At 69.6% G+C, this 22,969-nt stretch carries 17 protein-coding genes and 1 tRNA gene; 7 read left to right on the forward strand and 11 right to left on the reverse strand.

Annotated elements, in window-relative coordinates:
- Positions 1–185 precede the first annotated feature (185 nt).
- Together OG842_RS29470 and pyk are read left to right on the forward strand one after the other, a co-directional pair.
- Positions 186–884 (forward strand): SIMPL domain-containing protein, encoded by a 699-nt coding sequence (locus tag OG842_RS29470; protein ID WP_266736597.1) that lies wholly within the window; start codon positions 186–188, stop codon positions 882–884.
- A 126-nt stretch (positions 885–1,010) separates the two neighbouring features.
- On the forward strand, positions 1,011–2,444 hold the full coding sequence (gene pyk, locus OG842_RS29475; RefSeq protein ID WP_266736596.1) for a pyruvate kinase: 1,434 nt from the start codon (positions 1,011–1,013) through the stop codon (positions 2,442–2,444).
- An 8-nt stretch (positions 2,445–2,452) separates the two neighbouring features.
- On the opposite strand, the gene OG842_RS29480 is transcribed toward pyk, so the two are convergent.
- A complete protein-coding gene (locus tag OG842_RS29480; RefSeq protein ID WP_266736594.1) occupies positions 2,453–3,238 on the reverse strand; it encodes a helix-turn-helix domain-containing protein in 786 nt (261 codons plus the stop codon).
- 86 nt (positions 3,239–3,324) lie between these two features.
- Positions 3,325–3,407: transfer RNA gene (locus tag OG842_RS29485), tRNA-Leu, on the reverse strand.
- A 96-nt stretch (positions 3,408–3,503) separates the two neighbouring features.
- On the opposite strand from OG842_RS29485, the gene OG842_RS29490 reads away from it, so the two are divergent.
- Positions 3,504–4,151 (forward strand): ANTAR domain-containing response regulator, encoded by a 648-nt coding sequence (locus OG842_RS29490; RefSeq protein WP_266736593.1) that lies wholly within the window; start codon positions 3,504–3,506, stop codon positions 4,149–4,151.
- A 66-nt stretch (positions 4,152–4,217) separates the two neighbouring features.
- On the opposite strand, the gene OG842_RS29495 is transcribed toward OG842_RS29490, so the two are convergent.
- The 7 genes from OG842_RS29495 to OG842_RS29525 form a co-directional block, all read right to left on the reverse strand.
- Positions 4,218–4,934, reverse strand: a complete 717-nt coding sequence (locus tag OG842_RS29495; protein WP_266736591.1) for an ABC transporter ATP-binding protein — start codon at positions 4,932–4,934, stop codon at positions 4,218–4,220.
- On the reverse strand, positions 4,931–5,863 hold the full coding sequence (locus OG842_RS29500; protein ID WP_266736590.1) for an ABC transporter ATP-binding protein: 933 nt from the start codon (positions 5,861–5,863) through the stop codon (positions 4,931–4,933). The genes OG842_RS29495 and OG842_RS29500 overlap by 4 nt, the downstream gene beginning before the upstream one ends.
- A complete protein-coding gene (locus OG842_RS29505; protein WP_266736589.1) occupies positions 5,860–7,650 on the reverse strand; it encodes a branched-chain amino acid ABC transporter permease in 1,791 nt (596 codons plus the stop codon). Before OG842_RS29505 ends, OG842_RS29500 begins: the two co-directional genes overlap by 4 nt.
- Before the next feature lie 5 nt (positions 7,651–7,655).
- Positions 7,656–8,585 (reverse strand): branched-chain amino acid ABC transporter permease, encoded by a 930-nt coding sequence (locus tag OG842_RS29510; RefSeq protein WP_114243983.1) that lies wholly within the window; start codon positions 8,583–8,585, stop codon positions 7,656–7,658.
- Positions 8,586–8,686: 101 nt separating this feature from the next.
- A complete protein-coding gene (locus tag OG842_RS29515; RefSeq protein WP_266737356.1) occupies positions 8,687–9,904 on the reverse strand; it encodes a branched-chain amino acid ABC transporter substrate-binding protein in 1,218 nt (405 codons plus the stop codon).
- Between the two features lie 648 nt (positions 9,905–10,552).
- Positions 10,553–11,023 carry a PaaI family thioesterase gene (locus OG842_RS29520; RefSeq protein WP_266736586.1) on the reverse strand — a complete coding sequence of 157 codons (471 nt, stop codon included), beginning with the start codon at positions 11,021–11,023 and terminating at the stop codon, positions 10,553–10,555.
- Positions 11,024–11,135: 112 nt separating this feature from the next.
- Positions 11,136–13,412 carry an FdhF/YdeP family oxidoreductase gene (locus OG842_RS29525; protein WP_266736585.1) on the reverse strand — a complete coding sequence of 759 codons (2,277 nt, stop codon included), beginning with the start codon at positions 13,410–13,412 and terminating at the stop codon, positions 11,136–11,138.
- Positions 13,413–13,557: 145 nt separating this feature from the next.
- Between OG842_RS29525 and polA the strand changes: the two genes are divergently transcribed.
- Positions 13,558–16,269, forward strand: coding sequence for a DNA polymerase I (polA, locus tag OG842_RS29530; RefSeq protein WP_266736583.1), 2,712 nt, complete (start codon positions 13,558–13,560; stop codon positions 16,267–16,269).
- 59 nt (positions 16,270–16,328) lie between these two features.
- Here polA and OG842_RS29535 read toward each other — a convergent pair whose 3' ends face one another.
- The gene (locus tag OG842_RS29535) at positions 16,329–17,159 is read right to left on the reverse strand and encodes a DUF4184 family protein (RefSeq protein WP_266736581.1); all 831 of its coding nucleotides are present in this window, start codon (positions 17,157–17,159) and stop codon (positions 16,329–16,331) included.
- A gap of 252 nt (positions 17,160–17,411) precedes the next feature.
- Here OG842_RS29535 and OG842_RS29540 point away from each other — a divergent pair, with 252 nt between their 5' ends.
- The 3 genes from OG842_RS29540 (at position 17,412) to OG842_RS29550 (ending at position 20,464) form a co-directional block, all read left to right on the forward strand.
- A complete protein-coding gene (locus OG842_RS29540) occupies positions 17,412–19,130 on the forward strand; it encodes a lytic transglycosylase domain-containing protein (RefSeq protein ID WP_266736579.1) in 1,719 nt (572 codons plus the stop codon).
- Between the two features lie 150 nt (positions 19,131–19,280).
- A complete protein-coding gene (locus OG842_RS29545; RefSeq protein WP_266736577.1) occupies positions 19,281–19,418 on the forward strand; it encodes an SPW_0924 family protein in 138 nt (45 codons plus the stop codon).
- A 56-nt stretch (positions 19,419–19,474) separates the two neighbouring features.
- Positions 19,475–20,464, forward strand: a complete 990-nt coding sequence (locus OG842_RS29550) for a DUF3068 domain-containing protein (protein WP_266736575.1) — start codon at positions 19,475–19,477, stop codon at positions 20,462–20,464.
- Here OG842_RS29550 and hrpB read toward each other — a convergent pair.
- Positions 20,445–22,952, reverse strand: a complete 2,508-nt coding sequence (hrpB, locus tag OG842_RS29555; RefSeq protein ID WP_266736573.1) for an ATP-dependent helicase HrpB — start codon at positions 22,950–22,952, stop codon at positions 20,445–20,447. The two genes, OG842_RS29550 and hrpB, sit on opposite strands and share 20 nt — an antisense overlap.
- Between the last annotated feature and the right edge of the window lie 17 nt (positions 22,953–22,969).

Here is a 22,969-nt window from a genome sequence, read left to right on the forward strand (position 1 = left end):
CCCACATCTCAGTTCTCACACAGCTCGGTTCACGCACGACACGGCTCCCCGACAACAAGGACCACCGCGCACAACGCGCGTAGATTCTGACCCAGGAGCCACACCACGCAACACCCCTCGCGGGTTTCGATCTGATGACCGCCCGTCGTCGGACCGTTGTCCGACCCGGATGCAACAGTGGACCCATGACCGACACCCCACCGTCCTACGGCACCCCCGAACACCCCCGCGTCGCCGTCCGAGGCGAAGCCCGCCTACAGGTCGACCCCGAAACCGCCCGCCTCACCATCACCGTCACCGCCCGCGGCAAGGACCGCCGCAACGCCCTCGAAGACCTCACCCACCGAAACAACCACGTACTCGAACTCGCACGCTCCTACGGACAAGCCATGGAGAAACTCGAAACCGGCGCATTCTCCATCACGCCCGAACTCACCCAGAAGGGCCGCAACGAACAAATCCACGCCTACCACGGCCGCGTCCACATCACCGCAGTCCTCAACGACTTCACCGCACTGGGCGAATTCACCACCAAAATCGCCGACCTCGACATGACCCGCGTCAACGGCCCCTGGTGGGGACTGCGCCCCGACTCACCAGCCCACGCCACCGCCCGCCGCCAAGCCGTCCACGAAGCCGTCCAACGAGCCCGCGAATACGCCGACGCCCTCGGCGCCCACCTCACCGCACTCGTCGAACTCGCCGACCTCGGCGCGGAGAACACCGCCCCGGCCGCCCTGCCCTCACCCGCAGCCCCACGCGGCAGAGCCGGCCACGGCGGAGCGGCATCCGAAGCGGCCCCCGTCCTCGACCTCGAACCACAACGCCAGACGGTCTACGCCCAGGTCAACGCCCGCTTCATCATGTCACCGCCGAAACTGTGAAAAGAAATGCTCATCCGAGCACCCCGCCGCACAATTCAACACTTGTCAATAACCCTTCATCCAAAGGTCGTTGAGCAGTCACGACACCCTGAATAGCTACCCGTAGGTAAGGTCTAGGGTCGAACCATGCGCCGAGCAAAAATCGTCTGTACCCTGGGCCCCGCCGTCGACACATACGAACAGATCAAGGCATTGGTCGAAGCGGGAATGGACATCGCCCGCCTCAACCTCAGCCACGGCACCTACGCCGAACACGAAGAGCGCTACCACCACGTACGCAAGGCCTCCGACGAGACCGGACGCAGCGTCGGCATCCTCGCCGACCTTCAAGGCCCGAAGATCCGCCTGGGACGCTTCCTCGAAGGCCCCGTACTCCTTGAACGCGGCGACAGCTTCACCATCACCGTCGAACCCGTCGAAGGCGACCGCCACACCTGCGGCACCACCTACGACGGCCTCGCCGCCGACGTCACCCCCGGCGAACGCATCCTCGTCGACGACGGCCGCGTCACCCTCGAAGTCACCGAAGTCGACGGCCCCCGCGTCCACACCACCGTCATCGAAGGCGGCATGGTCTCCGACCACAAGGGCCTCAACCTCCCCGGCGTCGCCGTCTCCGTCCCCGCACTCTCCGAGAAGGACATCGAAGACCTCCGCTGGGCACTGCGCACCGGTGCCGACATCATCGCCCTCTCCTTCGTCCGCAGCGGACGCGACATCGAGGACGTCCACCGCATCATGGACGAGGAGGGCCGCCGCCTCCCCGTCATCGCCAAGGTGGAGAAGCCCCAGGCCGTCGAGAACATCGACGGCATCGTCGCCGCCTTCGACGGCATCATGGTCGCCCGCGGCGACCTCGGCGTCGAAATGCCTCTGGAACAGGTGCCGATCGTCCAGAAGCGCGCGATCAAGCTCGCCAAGCGCAACGCCAAGCCGGTCATCGTCGCGACCCAGATGCTCGACTCGATGATCGACAACTCCCGCCCCACCCGCGCCGAGGCCTCCGACGTGGCCAACGCCGTCATCGACGGCACGGACGCGGTGATGCTCTCCGGCGAGACCAGCGTGGGCAAGTACCCCGTCGAGACGGTCCGCACGATGTCCCGCATCGTCGAAGCCGCCGAGGAGGACATCCTCACCAAGGGCCTCCCGCCCCTGACCGACCGCAACAAGCCCCGCACCCAGGGCGGCGCGGTGGCCCGCGCGGCGGCCGAGATGGGCGACTTCCTGGGCGCGAAGTTCCTGGTCGCCTTCACCCAGAGCGGCGACACGGTCCGCCGCCTCTCCCGCTACCGCTCACCCATCCCGCTCCTGGCCTTCACCCCCGACCCGGCCACCCGCTCCCAGCTGAACCTGACCTGGGGCGTCGAGACCTTCCTCGGCCCGCACGTGGACTCGACGGACGCGATGGTCGCCCAGGTCGACGAGGAGTTGCTGAAGATCGGCCGCTGCGAGAAGGGCGACGTCGTGGTCATCACGGCCGGCTCCCCGCCGGGCGTCCCCGGCTCGACGAACCTGGTGCGGGTGCACCACATCGGCGAGGACGACAGCCCGAAGTAGGCCGGTCGTCAGTACTTCGGCCCGACGTGGGCGTCCATCAGCGCGACGGACGCCCGTCGGGCGACGGAGATGTTGAACGGGTCGCTGCCGCGCGCGAGGGTCGTCCACTCGACTCCGACCCTGTCGAGGGTGTCGGAGAGGAGCTTGCGGATGTCGTCGGACTTGTTGGCGAAGAAATAGCGCGGGTACTCGTAGCGCTTCCGCTCCCCGCCGACGAGGCGAGTGGTCCAATTGGTGATGCGACATCCGTCGGAGTGGATCAGGCCGCGGACGAACTCCCAGGGGTGTGCGTCCACGATCTCCCGTTGCCAGGCTTTGAGGATGATCCGGCGCTCGTGCTTCTTTCCGGGTCCGTGCTGAGGGAAGAGGCACCAGAGGTGCTTCGAGTACATCTTCACTTGGTGGCACCCTTTCCTGCGGACTCTGCATACGGAGTTCTCGGGGAAGACGGCGCGCATAGCGCTCTCGCACAGTTCCATCAGGCCAGGCCAGGAATCTGCACAGGCGATTGACAGGCTGGGCGTGTGCATCGCTTGGTTCTGGACTACGTGCCCGTCGCCGAGGTAGAGGCCCAGCAGGTAGGCGTACGCCGACCGGTCCAGCTCGCCTTCGCACCGGGGGCAGTACGAAAGATGGGCCCCCGGGCACTCACCGCGTTTGGCGCGGTCCATGTGTTTCCAGTAGCTGATCGTGCCTGCGGGGACGTTCAGCCTCCGTGCCACGTCCGCGTTCTTCGCTCCGCCGCGAAGGAGGGTCAGTGCTTTCTGCCGTAACTCGGGGCCGTGAAAGTTCATGCGAACACCATGAGTGACTGCGCGCTACTGCGTGCAGCAAAAAGCGGATGTTCACGAGAACGTGAACATCCGCTTTGCCTTGCATGTGCCGAGTGCGGGATTCGAACCCGCAAGCCCTTTCGGGCAGATGTGTTTGAGACATCCGTGTATGCCATTCCACCAACCCGGCAAGGTTGCTGCCGGAAAGTGTACCGGGTGACATGTCCGCTCCGCTGCTAGGTAGGCTCATGGAAGCTGTACCTGCCCTTGGAACGAGGAGTCCCCCGTGACCGCCCCCGAGTCGCCCCAGCCCGCCGACGACGACAAGTCGCACGTTCCGCCGCTGACGACCCGCGTCGTCATCGCCGAGGACGAGGCGCTCATCCGTCTCGACCTCAAAGAGATGCTGGAGGAAGAGGGCTACGCGGTCGTCGGCGAGGCCGGGGACGGGCAGCGGGCCGTCGAGCTGGCTCGGGAGCACCGGCCGGATCTGGTGATCCTCGATGTGAAGATGCCGGTTCTCGACGGGATCTCCGCTGCGGAGAAGATCGCCGAGGAGTCCATCGCGCCGGTCCTGATGCTCACCGCGTTCTCGCAGCGCGATCTCGTCGAGCGGGCCCGGGACGCCGGGGCGATGGCGTATCTGGTGAAGCCGTTCAGCAAGAGCGACGTGGTGCCTGCCATCGAGATGGCGGTGTCGCGGTTCGCGGAGCTGAAGGCGCTGGAGAGCGAGGTCGCGGACCTCGCGCAGCGGCTGGAGACGCGGAAGCTGGTGGACCGGGCGAAGAGCATTCTGCAGACGGATTACGGGCTCTCCGAGCCGGCCGCGTTCCGGTGGATCCAGAAGACGTCGATGGACCGGCGGCTGTCGATGCAGCAGCTGGCGGAGGCGTTGATCGAGGATGCCGAGGAGAAGAAGAAGGCGGCCGAGTAGGTCGTAGGGGCGCACGAAGAAGGCCCGCGTCCCGGATGTCCGGAGCGCGGGCCTTTCTCGTGGGCGTCAGTCCTCGCCGAGGTAGGCCTTGCGGACGGACTCGTCGTGGAGGAGGTCCGCGCCGGTGCCGGAGAGGACGATCTTGCCGACCTCCATGACGTGGCCGTGGTCCGCGAGGGAGAGGGCCGCCTGGGCGTTCTGCTCGACGAGCAGGATGGTGGTGCCTTGGGCCTTGAGTTCGACGATGGTCTCCATGATCTTCTGCATCATGATCGGGGAGAGGCCCATGGAGGGTTCGTCGAGCATCAGGAGTTTGGGCTGGCACATGAGGGCCCTGCCCATGGCGAGCATCTGCTGTTCGCCGCCCGAGAGGGTTCCGGCGGCCTGCTTCCGGCGTTCCCCGAGGATGGGGAAGAGGTCGTAGGCGCGCTGGATGTCCTTCTCGATGCCTGCCTTGTCGTTGCGGAGGTAGGCGCCGAGCTGGAGGTTCTCGGTGATGGTGAGCCGGGGGAAGATGTGGCGTCCCTCGGGGGAGTGGGCCAGGCCCAGGGAGACGACCTTGTGTGCGGGTACGTCGCTGAGCGGTTTGCCGTCGAAGACGATGCGGCCGCCGGCCGGTTTGAGCAGGCCGGAGAGGGTGCGCAGGGTGGTGGTCTTGCCGGCGCCGTTGGTGCCGATGAGGGTGACGACCTGGCCGGCTTCGACGGTGAAGGAGATGCCCTTGACGGCTTCGATCTTGCCGTAGGCGACGCGGAGGTCCTCGACCTCCAGAAGTGCGGTCATCGGGTGTCCTCCTCCTCGGTGCTGGTGCTGGTGCTGGTGGTGGCTGCTCTGTCGGCGTCGGCTTCGTCGGCTTCGGCGCTGGCTGCAGCGTCGGCTTCGGCGGCTTCGACCTCGGCGGCTTCTTCGGCGCCGGGGGCGCCTTCGAAGGGGGTGCCGAGGTAGGCGGCGACGACGCGTTCGTCGCTCTGGACTTCGGCCGGAGAGCCTTCGACGAGCTTTTCGCCCTGGACGAGGCAGGCGACGCGGTCGCAGAGGTTGAAGATGAACCGCATGTCGTGCTCGATGACGAGTACGGCGATGCCCTGGTCGCGGATGGCGAAGATGAGCTCTTCGGTGACGCGGGTTTCCTGCGGGTTCATGCCGGCGGTGGGCTCGTCGAGGAGGAGGAGTCCGGGGTCGCTGGCGAGGGCGCGGGCGATTTCCAGCTTGCGCTGGTCTCCGTAGGGGAGGTTGCGCGCGAGGTGGTCGGCCTTGTCGGCGAGGCCGATGAACTCCAGGAGTTCCATGGCGCGTTCGCGGCTGGCGTTCTCGGCTTTGGTGAAGCCGGGGAGGCGCATGAGGGCGGACCAGAGGCCTTCCTTGGTCCTGGTGTGGCGTCCGACGAGGACGTTCTCCAGGACGGTCATGTTGGCGAAGAGCCGGATGTTCTGGAAGGTGCGGGCGATGCCTGCCTGGGTGACGAGGTGGGGCTTGGGCGGCAGGACGGTGCCCTTGTAGCTGACCTTGCCCTCGGTGGGGACGTAGAGGCCGGTGAGGCAGTTGAAGAAGGTGGTCTTGCCGGCACCGTTGGGGCCGATGAGGCCGACGATCTCGCCCGCGTTGACGGTGAGGTCGACGTTGCGTACGGCGGTGAGGCCGCCGAATCGCATGGTGACGCCGTTGGCGTCGAGGACGGTGGTGGCGGTCTTCGTGGTGGTCATGGTGGTCACGCCCCCGCCTTGGCGATGCCGGCGGCGGTCTCTTCGGACTGTCGCGGTTCGGGTACGTCGGGCTGGTCGTTCTCGTGGAACTCGAGCTGCTTCCGGCGGTCGGCGACCAGTCCTTCGGGGCGCAGGCGCATCAGGAGGATGAGTGCGATGCCGAAGAGGAAGAGCTGGTAGTCCTGCATGAACTGGAGTTTGGCCGGGATGAGGTAGAGCAGTGCTGCGCCGACGAGGGGTCCGCTGAGGGTTCCCATGCCGCCGAGGATGACGGCGGCGAGGAGGAAGGCGGAGTTGGGGGGTACGGAGCCGGCGAACTGGTACTGCTCGGGCGTCACGGTGTAGTTGACGTGGGCCTGGACGGTTCCGGCGAGTCCGGCGAGGGTGGCGCCGAGAGCGAAGGCGAGCAGCTTGAGCCGGAAGGCGTTGATGCCCATGGCGGTGGCTGCGGTTTCGTCTTCGCGGATGGCGACCCAGGCGCGGCCGATGCGGGATTCTCCGGAGCGGCGGAAGACGAGCACGACGACGGCGGTGAAGACGAGCATCAGCAGGTAGTAGTTGGCGGACCTGCCGAGGTCGAAGCCGAGGATGTTGTGCTTGAGGCCGAAGTCGAATCCGAAGAAGTTGAGGTCGGGGATGCTGGGGATGCCCTGGGAGCCGTTGGTGAGGTCGGGTCCGCTGTTGCCGTTGAGGTTGTTCACGGTGAGGCGGAAGATTTCACCGAAGCCGAGGGTGACGATGGCGAGGTAGTCGCCGCGTAGCCGCAGGGTGGGTGCGCCGATGAGTACGCCGAAGACGAGTGATGCTCCGGCGCCGGTGAGGACGGCGGCCCAGAAGGGGAATTCGACGCCGATGGCCGACATGGTGGAGCCGGAGACCAGGGCGGCGGCGTAGGCGCCGACGCCGAGGAAGGCGACGTATCCGAGGTCGAGGAGGCCGGCGAGGCCGACGACGACGTTGAGGCCGAGTGCGACGGTGCCGAAGATGAGGATGTTGGCGCCGACGAGCGCGTATTCCTCTTTCTGCTGGGTGAAGGGGAAGCAGACGGCTGCGACGAGGGCGGCGGCGAGTGTGATGTTGCGGTGCTTCGTGGTCAGCGTGGTGAGGCGGGAGACGAGCCCGGCCCGGTGAAGTGCGGCGAAGGCGAAGCCGACGGTGATGAGGAAGCCGATGAAGAGTTCGGTGTAGTCGGTGTCGATGCCGTAGGCGAAGACGTAGAGGCCGATGCCGAACGCGGCGACGATGATGAGGATCTCGGCCCAGGAGGGGAGGGCCTTGGGGCGGGGGGCCTGGGGTGCGCCGAGGCTGTTGCGGAAGCGCTGCCAGGCGGTGGCCCCGGTGTCGGTGATCGGCTGGTCGCCGGGGAGGCCGAGTGCGGTGATGGCGGCGATGAGTGCGCCGATGCCGCTGACCCAGGCGCCGGGTTCGAAGTTGACGACGCCGCCGAGGTCGTAGGCGATGGCGCCCATGGTGTAGCCGGTGGTGCCGAGGGTGCCCAGGGCGAGGAGGCGGACGGGGCTGTTGGTGCCGCCGGGGGTGAGCCAGCACAGGCCCCGGATGCCGTACCCGGACAGCGCGAGGAGCAGGGTGAGTGCGGCGCTGATGAGGGTGAGGACCTGGAGGCCGCCGGGGTAGCCGGTGACGGTGAGGTCGCCGGGGAATTCGTCGGTCCAGGTCCAGGCGAGGAAGGTGCCGGCGAGGGCGATGGTGGCGCCGACAACGGTGCCGATGCGGGCCGCGGCGGCGGGGATCGGCAGGAAGGCGGGGCCGGGGGCGGTGGTGTGGTTGGTGGTCATCCGTATCACGCCCGATCCGCTACGCGTTCGCCGAGCAGGCCCTGGGGGCGGAGCAGCAGGACGATGATGAGGAGGACGAAGGCCCATACGTCCTTCCAGGCGCCGCCGCCGAAGAGTTCCATGCCGGGGACGTTGCTCATGTAACCGGTGGCGAGGGATTCGGCGATGCCGAGTACGACGCCGCCGAGCATGGCTCCGTAGATGTTGCCGATGCCGCCGAGTACGGCTGCCGTGAAGGCCTTGAGGCCCATGATGAAGCCCATTCTGAAGCCGATCTGGCCGTTCTTGAGCCCGTAGGCGACGGCGGCGACGGCGGCGAACGCGGCACCGATGGCGAAGGCCATGACGATGATGCGGTCGGTGTTGATGCCCATGAGCTTGGCGGTGTCGGGGTCCTGGCTGGTGGCCTGCATGCCGCGGCCGGAGCGGGTCTTGGAGACGAAGAGGCCGAGGGCGAGCATGCAGATGGGTGCCGTGATGAGGACGAAGAGGTCACCGCGCTGGATGTGGGCGCCGAAGATGTCGATCGCTTCGCCCTTGAACTGGGGGAAGGGATGGTCCTTCTTGGCGTCCGGGTACCACTTCCAGATGGCCTGCTGGAGTGCGAGGGAGAGTCCGATCGCTGTGATGAGCGGGGCCAGTCGTGGGGCGGTGCGCAGGGGCCGGTAGGCGAAGCGTTCGGCGGCTGTGCTGACGGCGACGGAGCATATGACGCCGCCGATGATCATGAGGGGGATGATCGCGAGGAGGGAGACGCCGGCCGGCATCCAGAGGTACACGGTGAGAGCTCCGAAGCCTCCGATCATGAAGATCTCGCCGTGGGCGAAGTTGATGAGCTGGATGATTCCGTAGACCATCGTGTAGCCGATCGCGATGAGACCGTACATCGCGCCGAGGATGAGTCCATTGGCCAGCTGTTGCGGCAGTTCGTTCACCGCAGGGCCTCCGTGGAGTGGTTCGGATATGGCACCGCGCGGGGGCGCTGGTAGCGCTCCCGCGCGGTCTGGTGTGGGTCAGGCGTGGCCCGGGGAGCTTGTTACGGCTTGTAGGCCTCGCTGAGCTTGGAGGTCCACTTGCCGCCGTCGACCTGGTAGGCGGTCATCATGGTGTTGGTGGTGTCGCCGTACTCGTCGAAGGAGACGGGGCCGGTGACGCCGTCGAACTTGACCTTGGCCATGGCCGCGAGGACCTTGGTGCGGGTGTCGTCGCCGGTGGGGAGCTTGCCGCCGTTGTCGGCGACGGCGATCTTGACGGCTTCGATGATCGACCAGGTGGCGTCGTAGGTGCCGCCGCCGTAGGCCTCGTAGGCGTCCTTGTATCCGGCGGTCTTGTAGTCCGCGATGAACTTCTTGGCGGAGTCGAGCTCCTCGACGGGCTTGCCGACGGAGGTGGCGATGTCGCCCTGGGCCTTCTTGTTGAGCTTGATGAAGTCGGCGCTGTACATGCCGTCGCCGCCCATGAGGGGGATCTGGACGCTGTCCTTGAGCTGCTGGCTCAGGGGTGCGCCGGCGGGGTACTCGCCGCCGTAGTAGACGGCCTTGGCGCCGGACTTCTTGACCTTGGTGACGACGGCGTTGAAGTCGCGGTCGTCGGGGTTCACGTGGTCGGAGCCGACGATCTTGCCGCCGAGGGTGGTGAAGGTGTTCTTGAAGGATGCGGCGAGACCGGCGCCGTAGGGCTTCTGGTCGTCGATGAGGTAGACCTGCTTGACCTTCGCGTTGTTGAAGAGGTACTTCGCTGCGAAGGCGCCCTGGATCTGGTCCGTGGTGGCGGTGCGGAAGTAGGTCTTGTAGGGGCGCTTCTTGTCGCCGGTCTTCCAGTTCTCGCCCTGGGTGAGCTCCGTGCCGGTGTTGGCGGGGGAGACCTGGGTGAGGTTGGCGTCGTTGAGCGGCTTCTGCATCGACTGGGAGACGCCGGAGTTCAGCGGGCCGACGACGCCGACGACGGTTTCGTCGTCGATGAACTTCTGGGCGTTCTGCTGGCCGACGGAGGGCTGGGCCTGGTCGTCGAGCGGCTTGACCTCGAACTTGATGCCCGGGACGGTGTTTTCCTTGTTGGCCGTCTTGGCGGCGAGGTCGGCGGAGTTCTTGATGCCGAGGCCGAGGGCGGACAGGTCACCGGTGATCGGCGCGTCGACGCCGATGACGACGGTCTGGGTGCCGCCGCCGTCGCTGCTCTTCTTGCTGTCGTCGCGCGACCCGCAGGCGGTGAGGGTGAGTGCTCCGGTCGTGAGCACGGTGGTGAGTATGAGCAAAGAACGGTGTCGCACGAAAGGTCCTTTCCCTGGCGCGGCCTCCTCTGCTTGAGGTGCCGTGACGTTCGCCGGGCCGTACTGGGTGGTAGAGGGGCGTGTTGCAGACGTGCCCGGCGGCGCGGTGACTGGCGGTGACTCTAGGCGCAGGTGTGGGGGTCCGGGATGGGTCCGCCGCAGGATGTGACTGTCTTGTTATGCCGTTGAGGAAGGCTTGAGGTGGCTGTGCGGACATGTACGGCTTTTTACCGGACGGTGAAGTGACCGCATGTTGAGAACGCGCAGCTCTGCTAAGGGGCTTGAGCCGATCATGCTGCTGTCGCGCGAGGTGGGGCGGGGTGTGGTGCGCGAGGGCATGGCGAGGTGCCCGGCGGCTGTGCGGCCGGGTGGGTGGGGTCGCGTCGGGGTGTCCGCGGACCGGGCGGCGATTACGCACTGTCACATCGGCGGTGATGTGATCGACGCGGTGTGGTGTATGTGGGGGGCCGAGTGGGCCACACAACGTGGGTTCCGGTCAAGGGTGTTGGCGCATTCGGTCGCCAACTGCGCTTGGTGCGGCGGTGGTTGTGGGCGGGTATGGCACTGCCCGGCCGGATTGTGTTCCGGCCGGGCAGTGGTGTCGTGGTGTGCTGTGCGGTGTGTTCCGGCCCGTCAGGCGGCTTCGGGGCGGGGGGCTTCGCGGAGCAGGCAGGTCAGGCGTGCGGTGCAGACCCGCTTGTCCTGTTCGTCGGTGATGACGATCTCGTAGGTGGCGGTGGAGCGGCCGCGGTGTACGGGGGTGGCGACGCCGGTGACGAGTCCGCTGCGCACGCCGCGGTGGTGGGTGCAGTTCAGGTCGACGCCGACGGCGAGCTTGCCGGCGCCGCCGTGGAGCATGGAGCCGACGGAGCCGAGGGTCTCGGCGAGTACGGCGGAGGCGCCGCCGTGCAGCAGTCCGTAGGGCTGGGTGTTGCCCTCGACGGGCATGGTGCCCACGACGCGGTCCGCGGAGGCTTCGACGATGGTGACGCCCATGCGTTCGCCGAGGTGGCCGGCGGAGAAGAGCGCGGGCAGGTCGACGCCGAGGGCGGCGTACTCGTCGATGATCTCCTGGGGGAACTTGGGTGCGGTGTGCTCGCCCATGGGTCCGGCTCCGATCGTCTGCGATGGTTCACTGTTTCATTGCTGTGTGCACCGTTCTTATCAGACGACTGAGCGGACGCTTAGGGACTGTGTGGTCGGTCACTCGGTCCGGTCATGCGGTGGTGTTCTCGAAGCGGACGACGACGGACTTGCTGGCCGGGGTGTTGCTGGTGTCGGCGGTCGAGCCGAGGGGGACCAGCACGTTGGTCTCGGGGTAGTAGGCGGCGGCGCAGCCCCGGGCGGTGGGGTAGTGCACGACGCGGAAGCCGGGGGCCCGGCGCTCCACGCCGTCCTTCCACTCGCTGACGAGGTCGGTGTACGCGCCGTCGGCCAGGCCGAGGGTGTGGGCGTCGTCGGGGTTGACCAGGACGACGCGGCGGCCGCCCTTGATGCCGCGGTAGCGGTCGTCGAGGCCGTAGATGGTGGTGTTGTACTGGTCGTGGGAGCGCAGGGTCTGCAACAGCAGCCTGCCTTCGGGGAGTTCGGGGTACTCGACGGGGGCGGCGGTGAAGTTGGCCTTGCCGGTCGTGGTGGGGAAGCGGCGTTCGTCGCGGGGGGCGTGCGGGAGGGTGAAGCCGCCGGGGCGCGCGACGCGGGCGTTGAAGTCCTCGAAGCCGGGGACGACGCGGGAGATGCGGTCGCGGATCGTCGAGTAGTCCTTCTCGAACTCTTCCCAGGGGGTGCGTGATCCGGGGCCGAGGACGGCGCGTGCGAGGCGGGCGACGATGGCGGGTTCGGAGAGCAGGTGGGGGCCGGCGGGGGTGAGGTTGCCGCGTGAGGCGTGGACCATGCCCATGGAGTCCTCGACGGTGACGAACTGCTTGCCGCTCGCCTGGACGTCCTTGTCGGTACGGCCCAGTGTCGGCAGGATCAGTGCGCGGGTGCCGGTGACGGCGTGCGAGCGGTTGAGTTTGGTGGAGACGTGGACGGTGAGGCGGGCGCGGCGCATCGCGGCCTCGGTGACGTCGGTGTCGGGGGTGGCGGCGACGAAGTTGCCGCCCATGGCGAAGAAGACCTTGGCGTCGCCGTCGCGCAGGGCCTGGATGGAGCGGACGACGTCGTAGCCGTGGTGGCGCGGTGAGGTGATCCCGAATTCCGCGTCGAGGGCGTCGAGGAAGGCGGGGGCGGGGCGCTCGAAGATGCCCATGGTGCGGTCGCCCTGCACGTTGGAGTGGCCGCGGACCGGGCAGACCCCGGCGCCGGGGCGGCCGATGTTGCCCCTCAGGAGCAGGAAGTTGACGACCTCGCGGATGGTCGGCACGGAGTGCTTGTGCTGGGTGAGGCCCATGGCCCAGCAGATGATGGTGCGTTTCGAGGCGAGGACCATGGCGAGGGCCTCTTCGATGGTCCGGCGGTCGAGGCCGGTGGCGGTGAGGGTCTCTTCCCAGTCGGCCTCGCGGGCGGCGGCGGCGAACTCCTCGTAACCGTGGGTGTGCTCCCGTACGAAGGTTTCGTCGACGGCGCCGTCGGTCTCCAGGATCATTTTGTTGAGGAGCCGGAAGAGGGCCTGGTCGCCGCCGATCCGGATCTGGAGGAAGAGGTCGTTGAGCGCGGCGCCCTTGATCATGCCGAGCGGGGTCTGCGGGTTCTTGAACCGCTCCAGGCCGGCTTCGGGGAGCGGGTTCACCGAGATGATCTTCGCTCCGGCCGATTTGGCCTTCTCCAGGGCGGAGAGCATCCGGGGGTGGTTCGTGCCGGGGTTCTGCCCGGCGACGATGATCAGGTCCGCCTGGTGGAGGTCCTCCAGAAAGACGCTGCCCTTGCCGATGCCGATGGTCTCCGTCAGTGCGGAGCCGGAGGACTCGTGGCACATGTTGGAGCAGTCGGGGAGGTTGTTGGTGCCGAATTCGCGGGCGAACAGCTGGAGCAGGAACGCGGCCTCGTTGCTGGTGCGGCCCGAGGTGTAGAAGAGGGCCTCGTCGGGGGAGCCGAGCGCGCGCAGCTCCTCGGCGATGATGTCGAAGGCGCGCTCCCAGGGCACCGCCTCGTACCGGTCGGCGCCCTCGGGGAGGTACATCGGCTGGGTGATCCGGCCCTGCTGGCCCAGCCAGTACCCGCTGCGGGTGGCGAGGTCGGCGACGGGGTGCGCGGCGAAGAAGTCGGGGGTGACCCGGCGCAGCGTCGCTTCCTCGGCGACGGCCTTGGCGCCGTTCTCGCAGAATTCGGCCGTGTGCCGCTTGTCGCCTTCGGGCCAGGCGCAGCCGGGGCAGTCGAAGCCGTTCTTCTGGTTGACCTTGAGGAGGGTCTGTGCGGTGCGCCGCACGCCCATCTGCTGCTGTGCGACGAGCAGGCTGTGGGCGACGGCGGGCAGCCCGGCGGCGGCGTGCTGGGCCGGCTCGACCCGCGGCGCGTCCTGGACCGGATCTCCTGTGGGCGGCTTGGTGGCCATTTGCGTGCTCCCCTTTGAGCTGCCGTTGTTCCTTTGCCGATCCTGTCATGCGGCACTGACACGTGGCACTGACGGGGAGAGCCCCTGCGGGCTGTCCTAGCCGGGTCGGTCGGGAATGTCAGTGGTCCGTGGCAGGATCGGGGGCGTGGCTGAGACGGCATCGAAGAAGACGGCAGACAACCGACCGCGCCTGCTCCTGATGGACGGGCACTCCCTGGCGTACCGGGCGTTCTTTGCGCTGCCTGCGGAGAATTTCACGACAGGGTCGGGGCAGCCGACGAACGCGGTGTACGGCTTCGCGTCGATGCTCGCGAACACACTGCGTGACGAGGCGCCGACGCATTTCGCGGTGGCGTTCGACGTTTCCCGCAAGACCTGGCGCTCGCAGGAGTTCCCGGAGTACAAGGCGAACCGCTCGAAGACCCCGGACGAGTTCAGGGGGCAGGTCGAGCTGATCGGCGAGCTGCTGGACGCGATGCACGCGGACCGTTTCGCGGTCGACGGCTTCGAGGCGGACGACGTCATCGCCACGCTGGCCACGCAGGCCGAGGCGGCCGGCTTCGAGGTGCTGATCGTCACCGGTGACCGGGATTCGTTCCAGCTGATCACGGACAACATCACGGTGCTGTACCCGACGAAGGGCGTCTCGGAGCTGACGCGTTTCACCCCGGCGAAGGTCGAGGAGAAGTACGGGCTCACGCCGCAGCAGTATCCGGACTTCGCGGCGCTGCGCGGTGACCCGTCGGACAACCTGCCGGGCATCCCCGGTGTGGGTGAGAAGACCGCCGCGAAGTGGATCAACCAGTTCGGTTCGTTCGCCGAGCTGGTCGAGCGGGCCGAGGAGGTCAAGGGCAAGGCCGGGCAGAATTTCCGGGACCACCTGGACGCGGTGCGGCTGAACCGCAGGCTGACCGAGATGGTCCGTGACGTGGAGCTGCCGAAGACCCCGCAGGACCTGGAGCGTGCCCCGTACGACCGCGCGGCGGTCACGGGTGTGCTGGATGTCCTGGAGATCCGTAATCCGAGCCTGCGCGAGCGGCTGCTGGCCGTCGACCCGGGCGCGGCCGAGGACGAGGCGCCGGCGCCCGCCGCGGGCGTCGAGCTGGACGGTGCGGTGCTGGGCGCCGGCGAGCTCGCGCCGTGGCTCGCCGAGCACGGCGGGCAGCCGCTCGGTGTGGCCACGGTCGACACCTGGGCGGTGGGCAGTGGCGCGGTCACCGAGGTCGCGCTGGCGGCGGCGGACGGGGCGGCGGCCTGGTTCGACCCGGCCGCGCTCGACGAGGCCGACGAGCAGGCGTTCGCCGCGTGGATCGGCGACGCGGACCGGCCCAAGGTCATGCACAACGCGAAGAGCGCGATGCGGGTCTTCCCGGAGCACGGCTGGCAGGTCGAAGGCGTCACGATGGACACCGCGCTGGCCGCCTATCTCGTCAAGCCCGGCCGTCGTTCCTTCGCGCTGGACGCGCTGGCGGTGGAGTACCTGGGCCGTGAGCTGGCTCCCGCCGCGGCGTCCGACGGGCAGCTGGCCTTCGGCGCGGACGACCAGGCCGAGGCCGAGTCCCTGATGGCGCAGGCCCGCGCGGTCCTCGACCTGGGCGACGCGTTCACCGCACGGCTCGCGGAGGTCGGCGCGGCCGGGCTGCTGCACGACATGGAGCTGCCGACGTCCGCGCTGCTGGCCCGTCTGGAGCGGCACGGCATCGCCGCCGACCGGGCCCATCTGGAAGGCATGGAGCAGCAGTTCGCCGGTGCGGTCCAGCAGGCGGTGAAGGAGGCGCACGCCGCGGTCGGCCGTGAGTTCAACCTCGGCTCGCCCAAGCAGCTCCAGGAGGTCCTCTTCGGTGAGCTGGGCCTGCCGAAGACGAAGAAGACGAAGACCGGGTACACCACGGACGCCGACGCGCTGGCCTGGCTCGCCGCGCAGACCGAGCACGAGCTGCCCGTGATCATGCTGCGCCACCGTGAGCAGGCCAAGCTGCGGGTCACGGTCGAGGGTCTGATCAAGACGATCGCGGCGGACGGCCGTATCCACACCACGTTCAACCAGACGGTGGCGGCGACGGGCCGGCTCTCCTCCACCGACCCCAACCTGCAGAACATCCCGGTCCGTACGGACGAGGGCCGGGCCATCCGCCGCGGCTTCGTCGTCGGCGAGGGCTTCGAGACGCTGATGACGGCCGACTACAGCCAGATCGAACTGCGGGTGATGGCCCACCTCTCCGAGGACGCCGGCCTGATCGAGGCGTTCACCTCCGGCGAGGACCTGCACACCACGGTCGCCTCGCAGGTCTTCGGCGTCGACAAGTCGGCCGTCGACCCGGAGATGCGCCGCAAGATCAAGGCCATGAGCTACGGACTCGCGTACGGGCTCTCCGCGTTCGGCCTGTCCCAGCAGCTGAACATCGAGGCGGGCGAGGCACGCGGCCTGATGGACACCTACTTCGAGCGGTTCGGCGGAGTGCGTGACTATCTGCACCGGGTGGTGGAGGAGGCCAGGGCCACGGGATACACGGAGACGGTCTTCGGCCGCCGCCGTTACCTCCCCGACCTCAACAGCGACAACCGCCAGCGCCGCGAGATGGCCGAGCGGATGGCGCTCAACGCACCGATCCAGGGCACGGCCGCGGACATCGTCAAGGTCGCCATGCTCCAGGTCGACCGGGCGCTGACCGAGGCGAAGCTGAAGTCCCGGATGCTGCTCCAGGTCCATGACGAAATCGTGCTGGAGATCGCCGAGGGCGAGCGGGCGCAGGTGGAGGAGATCCTGCGCCACGAGATGTCCACGGCCGTGCAGCTGCGCGCCCCGCTGGATGTCTCGGTGGGCGTCGGTACGGACTGGGAGTCCGCGGCGCACTGACCCTGCGAGGGCGCCGGACGGGCGGGGGCACGCTGCCCCGGCCCGTCCGGGTATCCGGGTCAGGCCCGTCCGGCGACCGCGGGTGCGGCCGGGCGCGGTCGCCGCATCCGCAGCCGCATCCAGGCCCCGTACAGCACCAGACCCACCGCCAGCCCCGCCCCGGCGCCGAAGCAGGCGGTCGGGATGATGTCCAGCGGGGTGTCGATGTGCCCGAAGTACGCGTACCAGCGCGCGCACCGGTGGACGACGCCGAGCAGCAGGCAGACGCCCAGCAGCACTCCCGCCGCCCACCGGCCCCGTCGGTCCAGCACCGGCACCGCCGGCGGGGCCGGGCGAGCGCCGGTCCCGCGCAGCCCCGACGCCGTGAACCAGGTGAGCACCGCCAGGGCCACCGCCGAACTGCCGTACTGCACCAGCTGGAACACCGGGAATCCGCCGACGCTCCCGTCGAGCACCGGTACCAGGCGCACACCCCACCGGTCGTGATGGGTGAAGGCGTCCCAGACGACGTGGGTGGCGGCCCCGGCCATCGCCGACACCACGAACCCCGCGGCCGCCCGGACACCCCGGGCCGCGGGCCGTCCACGTACGAACGCGTGGACGCGCCCCTGCCAGTTGCCCGGCAGCAGCGCCACCAGCGGTTCGCGCAGCAGCAGCCACAACGCCACCACGGCCGCGGTGATCAGCACGTCGACGGTGAACACGCCCCACACCGAGTGGGTGACCTGCCCGAACTCCATGGCACCGGGGATCGCGGTGTCCGCGTAGTACGTCATGTCGGGGGCGAACGAACCCGCGACGAGGGCCGAGGCGAACAACGGCCCACGCGCCGTCCCGTCCCGCCGCATCCCGGGCAGCACGGCGGCGGCATGACTCAGTGTGAACGGCATGGCGGCAAGTATGCGCGAGCCACCGCGGCCTGCCGTGCCCAGTCCGTGCGCCCAGGCCTGCCGTGTCCTGGTCCGGCCACCGCGGCCTGCCGTGTCCAGTCCGTGCGCCGCCGTACAACTTGCCGTCGGGAACGTGAAAAACAGGTAAGAACCGGTCAGTGCACAGTGTCCCGGTGGCACAAGTTGCCGTAGGGTCGCCTGAGTCCTGTCGCTGGGGAGCGGGGACTTTCTCGAAGGGGAGGGGCCTGAGGTATGGCAGCGCAATTCGGTCGCCGGCTTCGCAAGGGGGCGACCACCACCGCTGTGGCCGCCGTTGCCGTGGCGGCGCTCTCCGCCTCGGGGGCCCCGGGCGCCACTCTGGTCACCGGGAGCGGCGACCCGCAGGCCACCGGGTCGACACCTCCGCCCGACGACAGCGCGGCCACCGGCAACTCGCCGTACTACACGGACCTGCCCCCGCTGAACACCCCCAACAAGCCGGGCACGTCCACGAATCTGCCCGTCACCGGCAGCGCCGAATCCGGCATCCCGGCCTCGATCCTGGCCGCGTACAAGAAGGCCGAGCAGACCGTCGCCGGCAGCGACGCCGCCTGCCGGCTGCCCTGGCAGCTGCTCGCCGCGATCGGCAAGGTCGAGTCCGGCCAGGCCCGCGGCGGCCGGGTCGACGCGAACGGCACCACGTTCTCGCCGATCCTCGGCCCGGTCCTCGACGGCCGGGGCTTCGCCATGATCAAGGACACCGACAACGGGGCGTACGACGGGGACTCGACCCACGACCGTGCCGTCGGCCCGATGCAGTTCATCCCGTCCACCTGGGCGACCTGGGGCCAGGACGGCAACGGCGACGGCCGCAAGGACCCCAACAACATCTACGACGCGGCGCTCGCCGCCGGACGCTACCTCTGCGCCGGCTCCCGCGATCTGTCCCTCGCCGCGGACCTCGACCGGGCGGTCCTGAGCTACAACCACTCGGACGCCTATCTGCGTACCGTCCGCTCGTGGTTCGACTACTACAAGCGCGGCACCCACGAGATTCCCGACGGAACCGGCGCCGTGCCGCCCGGTCTTGGCTCAGGTGCGGACCGCGACTCCGGCAGCCCGAGCCCGTCGCCCTCGCCGTCCGGCCCCGGAAAGCCGACGCCGAGCCCCGGCCCCTCGAAGCCGGGTGGCGGCGGATCGACCGGCCCGACCCCGGAGCCGACGCCGTCCGAGACCCTCGCGGCCGTGGAGAACGCCGGTACGGGCACACTCGCGGCCACCGCGGGTGACGCCTTCGCCGAGCGGATCAAGGTGCGGGCCAAGAACAGCCTCGGCGGCCCGCTCGCCAAGGTGTCCGTGACCTTCACCGTCGCCGGTGACACCGACGCCGCCTTCGACGGCGGGAAGAAGGCGGTCACCCTCCGGACCGGCGCCGACGGAACGGTCACCGCCCCGGTGCTGAAGGCGGGCGAGAAGGCCGGGAAGTTCACGGTGCGGGCCACCGCCACCGGCCGCTCGCTGCCCCCCGTCACCTACGGCGCGACCGTCACCGCCCGCCAGGCCGACGCGATCGCCAGGACCGACGACAAGGCGCTGACCGCGGCGCCCGGTGCCGAGTTCGCCGACACCGTCGAGGTCAAGGCCACCTACAAGGGCAAGATCGCGTCCGGGGTCGCCGTCACCGCCACCATGATCACCGACGCCGAGAAGCCGGCCGAGAACGACAAGGGCCCCTGTTTCAAGGACGCCGACGGCAAGACGGTCCGTACCCTCACGGGGCTGAAGACCGGCGCCGACGGCACCCTGAAGCTGCCCGCGATCTACGCCGACGGCACCGCGGGCACCTACAAGCTGCGCCTCACCACCGAGGGCGGCGCCACGGTCGTCATCGAGCTGAAGGTCGAGGCGTCCGAACCCTCGGCGACGCCCGATCCCTCCGGGACGCCCGACGCCTCCGAGACGCCCGAGCCGTCCGGGACGCCCGCCGCCTGACCTAGGGCCCCGTTCCTCCGCACGTCGCAGCAGCCCCTCCGCCACCACCCGGCAGAGGGGCTGTTCTACGTGTTCTCATCTCGCGCCCGCGTTGCTACGGTGCCCCAACCCTGACGACCCATCAGATCCATGCTCTCCGGGAGGACCGGCATGCGTGCTCTCGTCGCCGCCGCCATCGGGCTGGCCGCAGCCCTCGCGCTCGTCTTCACCATCACGGCGATCGGCGCCCCGCCCGGAGAGACCTCACCCAAACCCCTGCTGACCACCATCCCGGGCCCCAAGAACTAGTGCCCCTCACCGGCACTGACCACCGGAAGCAACCGAAGCCGAGGGAGGGCACCCACATGCGCCGCCGAGCCAGCCTCGTACTCCTGGCATTCGCCGTCTTCTTCGCCGCCATGTCGCCACTGATGCGCTGGTACGTCTTCCCCAGGCTGGCGAAGATCCCGCCCAGCCAGTACCAGGAGACGGTGCTGGAGGCGAAGCCCGCCACCCTCCTCGACTACAACGACAACATGAAGGTGAAGACGGTCCCCAAGGTCACCATCGTGCAGACCCTCAAGGGCAACGTCGAGGAGTCCGAGAAGATCGAGCGCAGCGCCGGACGCGACGTCGTCGTCTGGGACGCCCTCAGCTTCGTGGCCGGCCCGGACGGCAAGATGGTCTCCCAGATCCCCGAGCGCTACATCTTCGACGCCCACAGCCAGGCCCCCGTCCACGCCACCGGCGAATCCGTCGACGGCGACCCGGTCCGGCGCGAGGGCATCGAGTTCAAGTGGCCCTTCCTCACCGAGAAGCGCGACTACGAGTACTTCGACGCCCAGACCCGCACCAGCTCGCCCATCCACTACAAGGGCAACCGCACCTTCCACGGCATGGACGTCTACTACTTCGAGCAGACCATCCCGTGGACCAAGGTCCCGATGCCGAAGAAGATGCCGATCAAGGGCGTCACCCCGGAACAGATCGCGAAGACGGGCATGACCCGCTGGTACACCACCAAGCGGATGTTCTGGATCGACCCGGTCACCGGAGCGCCGGTCAACGGCGAGGAGATCCACAAGGAGGAGCTGCGCAACGCCAAGAAGATGGGGATGCCGCAGGACACCATGACCGTGTTCGCCGGGCACGTGAAGATGCGCCCGGACTACGTCGAATCGATCGTCGACCTGGTCAAGTCCCAGCGCCTGCTGGTCCTGCTCCTCACCTCGTACCTGCCCTGGGGCTTCCTGGTCCTCGGCGCCGGACTGCTCGCCCTCGCCCTGTGGCTGGAGGCCCGCTCCCGCCGCCCGGACCCGACACCGGACCCCGCCCCTACTCCTGCTCCCGCTTGAGCCGCGCCTTCGTGAACCGGGTCGCCTCCACCGTGGTGGGGTCCTCCGGCCACGGGTGCTTCGGATAGCGGCCGCGCAGCTCCGCCCGCACGGCCCGGTAGCCGTCCTGCCAGAACGACGCCAGATCGGCGGTGACGGCGGCGGGCCGGCCGGCCGGGGAGAGGAGGTGGACCAGGACCGGCACCCCGGCCACCCGCGGGGTCTCCCGCAGACCGAACAGTTCCTGGAGCTTCACCGCGAGCACCGGCTGTGCCCCGCCGTACTCCACCCTGATACGGGAACCGCTCGGCACCTCGATCCGCTCCGGCGCCAGCTCGTCCAGCCGCACCGCCTCGCCGGTCGCCCACGGCAGCAGCCGCCGCAGCGCCTGCCCCGCGTCGATCCGCGCCAGATCGGAGCGCCGCCGGGCCCGGGACAGCTCGGGCTCCAGCCACTGGTCGGTACGTTCCAGCAGCGCGTCCCGCGACACGTCCGGCCAGGGTTCGCCCAGCTCACGGTGGAGGAACGCGAGCCGCTCCCGCAACTGCTCGCTCTCCCGCGTCCAGCGCAGCAGTCCTGGTCCCTCGCGCCGCAGCCCCTCGACCAGCGCCCCACGCACCAGCTCCGGTGCCGGCTGCTTCAGCGGGCGCGCCGAAAGCTCGACGGCGCCCAGCCGCTCCACCCGGCGGGCCACCACGTCGCCGCCGGCCCAGTGGACCTCCTCGCCCGCGAACCGCAGATGCCCGGCGGCCACCCGTGCCGTGTCCTCGTCGATGACGGCCGCGAGCCGCACCCGCGCGGACGCCGAGTGCGCGGGCCGGTCGGCGACCGCGACCGCCAGCCACGGCGCGCTGCGCAGCCCCGATCCGTCCCGCAGCTCCGCACCCGTCCCCGAAACCATCAGGAACGCCCCCTCGCCCCGGGCCCGAGCCACCCGCTCCGGGAACGCCAGCGCGGCCACCAGGCCCACGGCCGCGTCGTCCGGCCCGGACCCCCCGCCCGCGTCCGCGACGAAGGAGGACAGCCGCCGCACCTCCTGCCGCCAGCGCGCCGCGTACCCGTCCCCGCCCCGCCGGGCGGCACGCAGCGCGGCCGCCAGATCGTCCCCGTACTCCCTCGGCGGTTCCTCGCTCAGCAGCGCCACGACCTCGGCCGCCCGCCGCCCGCCCACCTCGTCGGCGCCGTCCAGCAGCGCCCGCGCCAGCCGCGGATGCAGGCCCAGACGGGACATCCGTACGCCCCGGTCGGTCACCCGGCCCTCCGCGTCCACCGCGCCGACCGCCGTCAGCACCTCGCGCGCCGCGCTCATCGCACCCGCGGGCGGCGGGTCGAGCAGCGCCAGCCCGGAGGCGTCCGGATCACCCCAGCACGCCGCCTGCAACGCGAACGCCGCCAGGTCCGCGACCTTGATCTCCGGGGACGGGAACCGGGCGAGCCGCCCGTCCTCCGCCTGCGCCCAGCACCGGTACACCGCCCCGGGCGCCTCCCGTCCGGCCCGGCCCGCGCGCTGCCTTCCGGCCGCCTGCGAGGCCCGTACCGTCGTCAGCGCGCTCAGCCCCCGCGCGTGATCGGTGCGCGGTTCCCTGGCCAGCCCCGAGTCGACCACGACCCGCACCCCGGGCACCGTGAGGGACGATTCCGCCACCGAGGTCGCCAGCACCACCCGCCGCCCCTCGCCGGACGAACCGGCCAGCACCGCGTCCTGCACCGCCGCCGGAGCCCGCCCGTGCACCTGGAGCACCTCGGCGGCCACCCCGGCCAGCTGCCCCGCGACCCGGCCGATCTCGCCGACGCCCGGAAGGAAGCACAGCACGTCGCCGTCCCGCTCGGCGAGCGCCCGGCGCACCGTCGCGGCCACATGCGTCAGCAGCGCCGGATCGACCCTCATCCCGTGCGGCGGACGCACCGGAGCGGCGGGCGGCGCCCAGACCACCTCCACGGGATGCGAGACCCCCTGTGCCTCGACCACCGGGGCATCGCCCAGCAGCCGCGCCCAGCCCTGCGCGTCCGTCGTCGCGGACGCGGCGACCAGCCGCAGATCGGGCCGGATCGCCTCCCGCACGTCGAGCAGGAACGCGGCGACCGTGTCCGCGTCCAGATGGCGCTCGTGGCACTCGTCGATGATCACCGCGTCGACCCCGGCCAGCTCCTGGTCGCGCTGGAGCCGCTGGAGCAGCACACCGGTGGTCACCACCTCCACCACCGTGTCGCGCCCCACCACCCGCTCCCCGCGGACCGTGAACCCCACCCGGCCGCCGGCCCGCTCCCCGATGAGCCACGCCATCCGCCGCGCCGCCGCCCGTGCCGCGATCCGCCGCGGCTCCGCGACCACCACCCGGCGCACCGGACCGCCGCCGGCCAGACCGGCCAGGACCAGCGGTACGAGGGTCGTCTTGCCGGTGCCGGGCGGCGCGCACAGCACCGCGACGCCGCGGTCGTCGAGCGCCCGCTCCAGGGCGGGCACAGCGGTGCGTACGGGCAACTGGTCCAGGGCGTCGGTACGGATCACGCCCCCAGTCTCGTACG

The sequence above is a fragment of the Streptomyces sp. NBC_00376 genome (genome assembly GCF_036077095.1).
Taxonomy (GTDB): domain Bacteria; phylum Actinomycetota; class Actinomycetes; order Streptomycetales; family Streptomycetaceae; genus Streptomyces.

What these genes read in the sequence shown, in the direction of transcription:
- OG842_RS29495 (WP_266736591.1), bottom strand. Translation starts at nt 4,934, where the DNA reads ATGACCGCACTTCTGGAGGTCGAGGACCTCCGCGTCGCCTACGGCAAG.
- OG842_RS29505 (WP_266736589.1), bottom strand. Translation starts at nt 7,650, where the DNA reads ATGACCACCAACCACACCACCGCCCCCGGCCCCGCCTTCCTGCCGATC.
- pyk (WP_266736596.1), top strand. Translation starts at nt 1,011, where the DNA reads ATGCGCCGAGCAAAAATCGTCTGTACCCTGGGCCCCGCCGTCGACACA.
- OG842_RS29480 (WP_266736594.1), bottom strand. Translation starts at nt 3,238, where the DNA reads ATGAACTTTCACGGCCCCGAGTTACGGCAGAAAGCACTGACCCTCCTT.
- OG842_RS29525 (WP_266736585.1), bottom strand. Translation starts at nt 13,412, where the DNA reads ATGGCCACCAAGCCGCCCACAGGAGATCCGGTCCAGGACGCGCCGCGG.
- OG842_RS29540 (WP_266736579.1), top strand. Translation starts at nt 17,412, where the DNA reads ATGGCAGCGCAATTCGGTCGCCGGCTTCGCAAGGGGGCGACCACCACC.
- OG842_RS29545 (WP_266736577.1), top strand. Translation starts at nt 19,281, where the DNA reads ATGCGTGCTCTCGTCGCCGCCGCCATCGGGCTGGCCGCAGCCCTCGCG.
- OG842_RS29535 (WP_266736581.1), bottom strand. Translation starts at nt 17,159, where the DNA reads ATGCCGTTCACACTGAGTCATGCCGCCGCCGTGCTGCCCGGGATGCGG.
- OG842_RS29520 (WP_266736586.1), bottom strand. Translation starts at nt 11,023, where the DNA reads ATGGGCGAGCACACCGCACCCAAGTTCCCCCAGGAGATCATCGACGAG.
- OG842_RS29550 (WP_266736575.1), top strand. Translation starts at nt 19,475, where the DNA reads ATGCGCCGCCGAGCCAGCCTCGTACTCCTGGCATTCGCCGTCTTCTTC.
- OG842_RS29470 (WP_266736597.1), top strand. Translation starts at nt 186, where the DNA reads ATGACCGACACCCCACCGTCCTACGGCACCCCCGAACACCCCCGCGTC.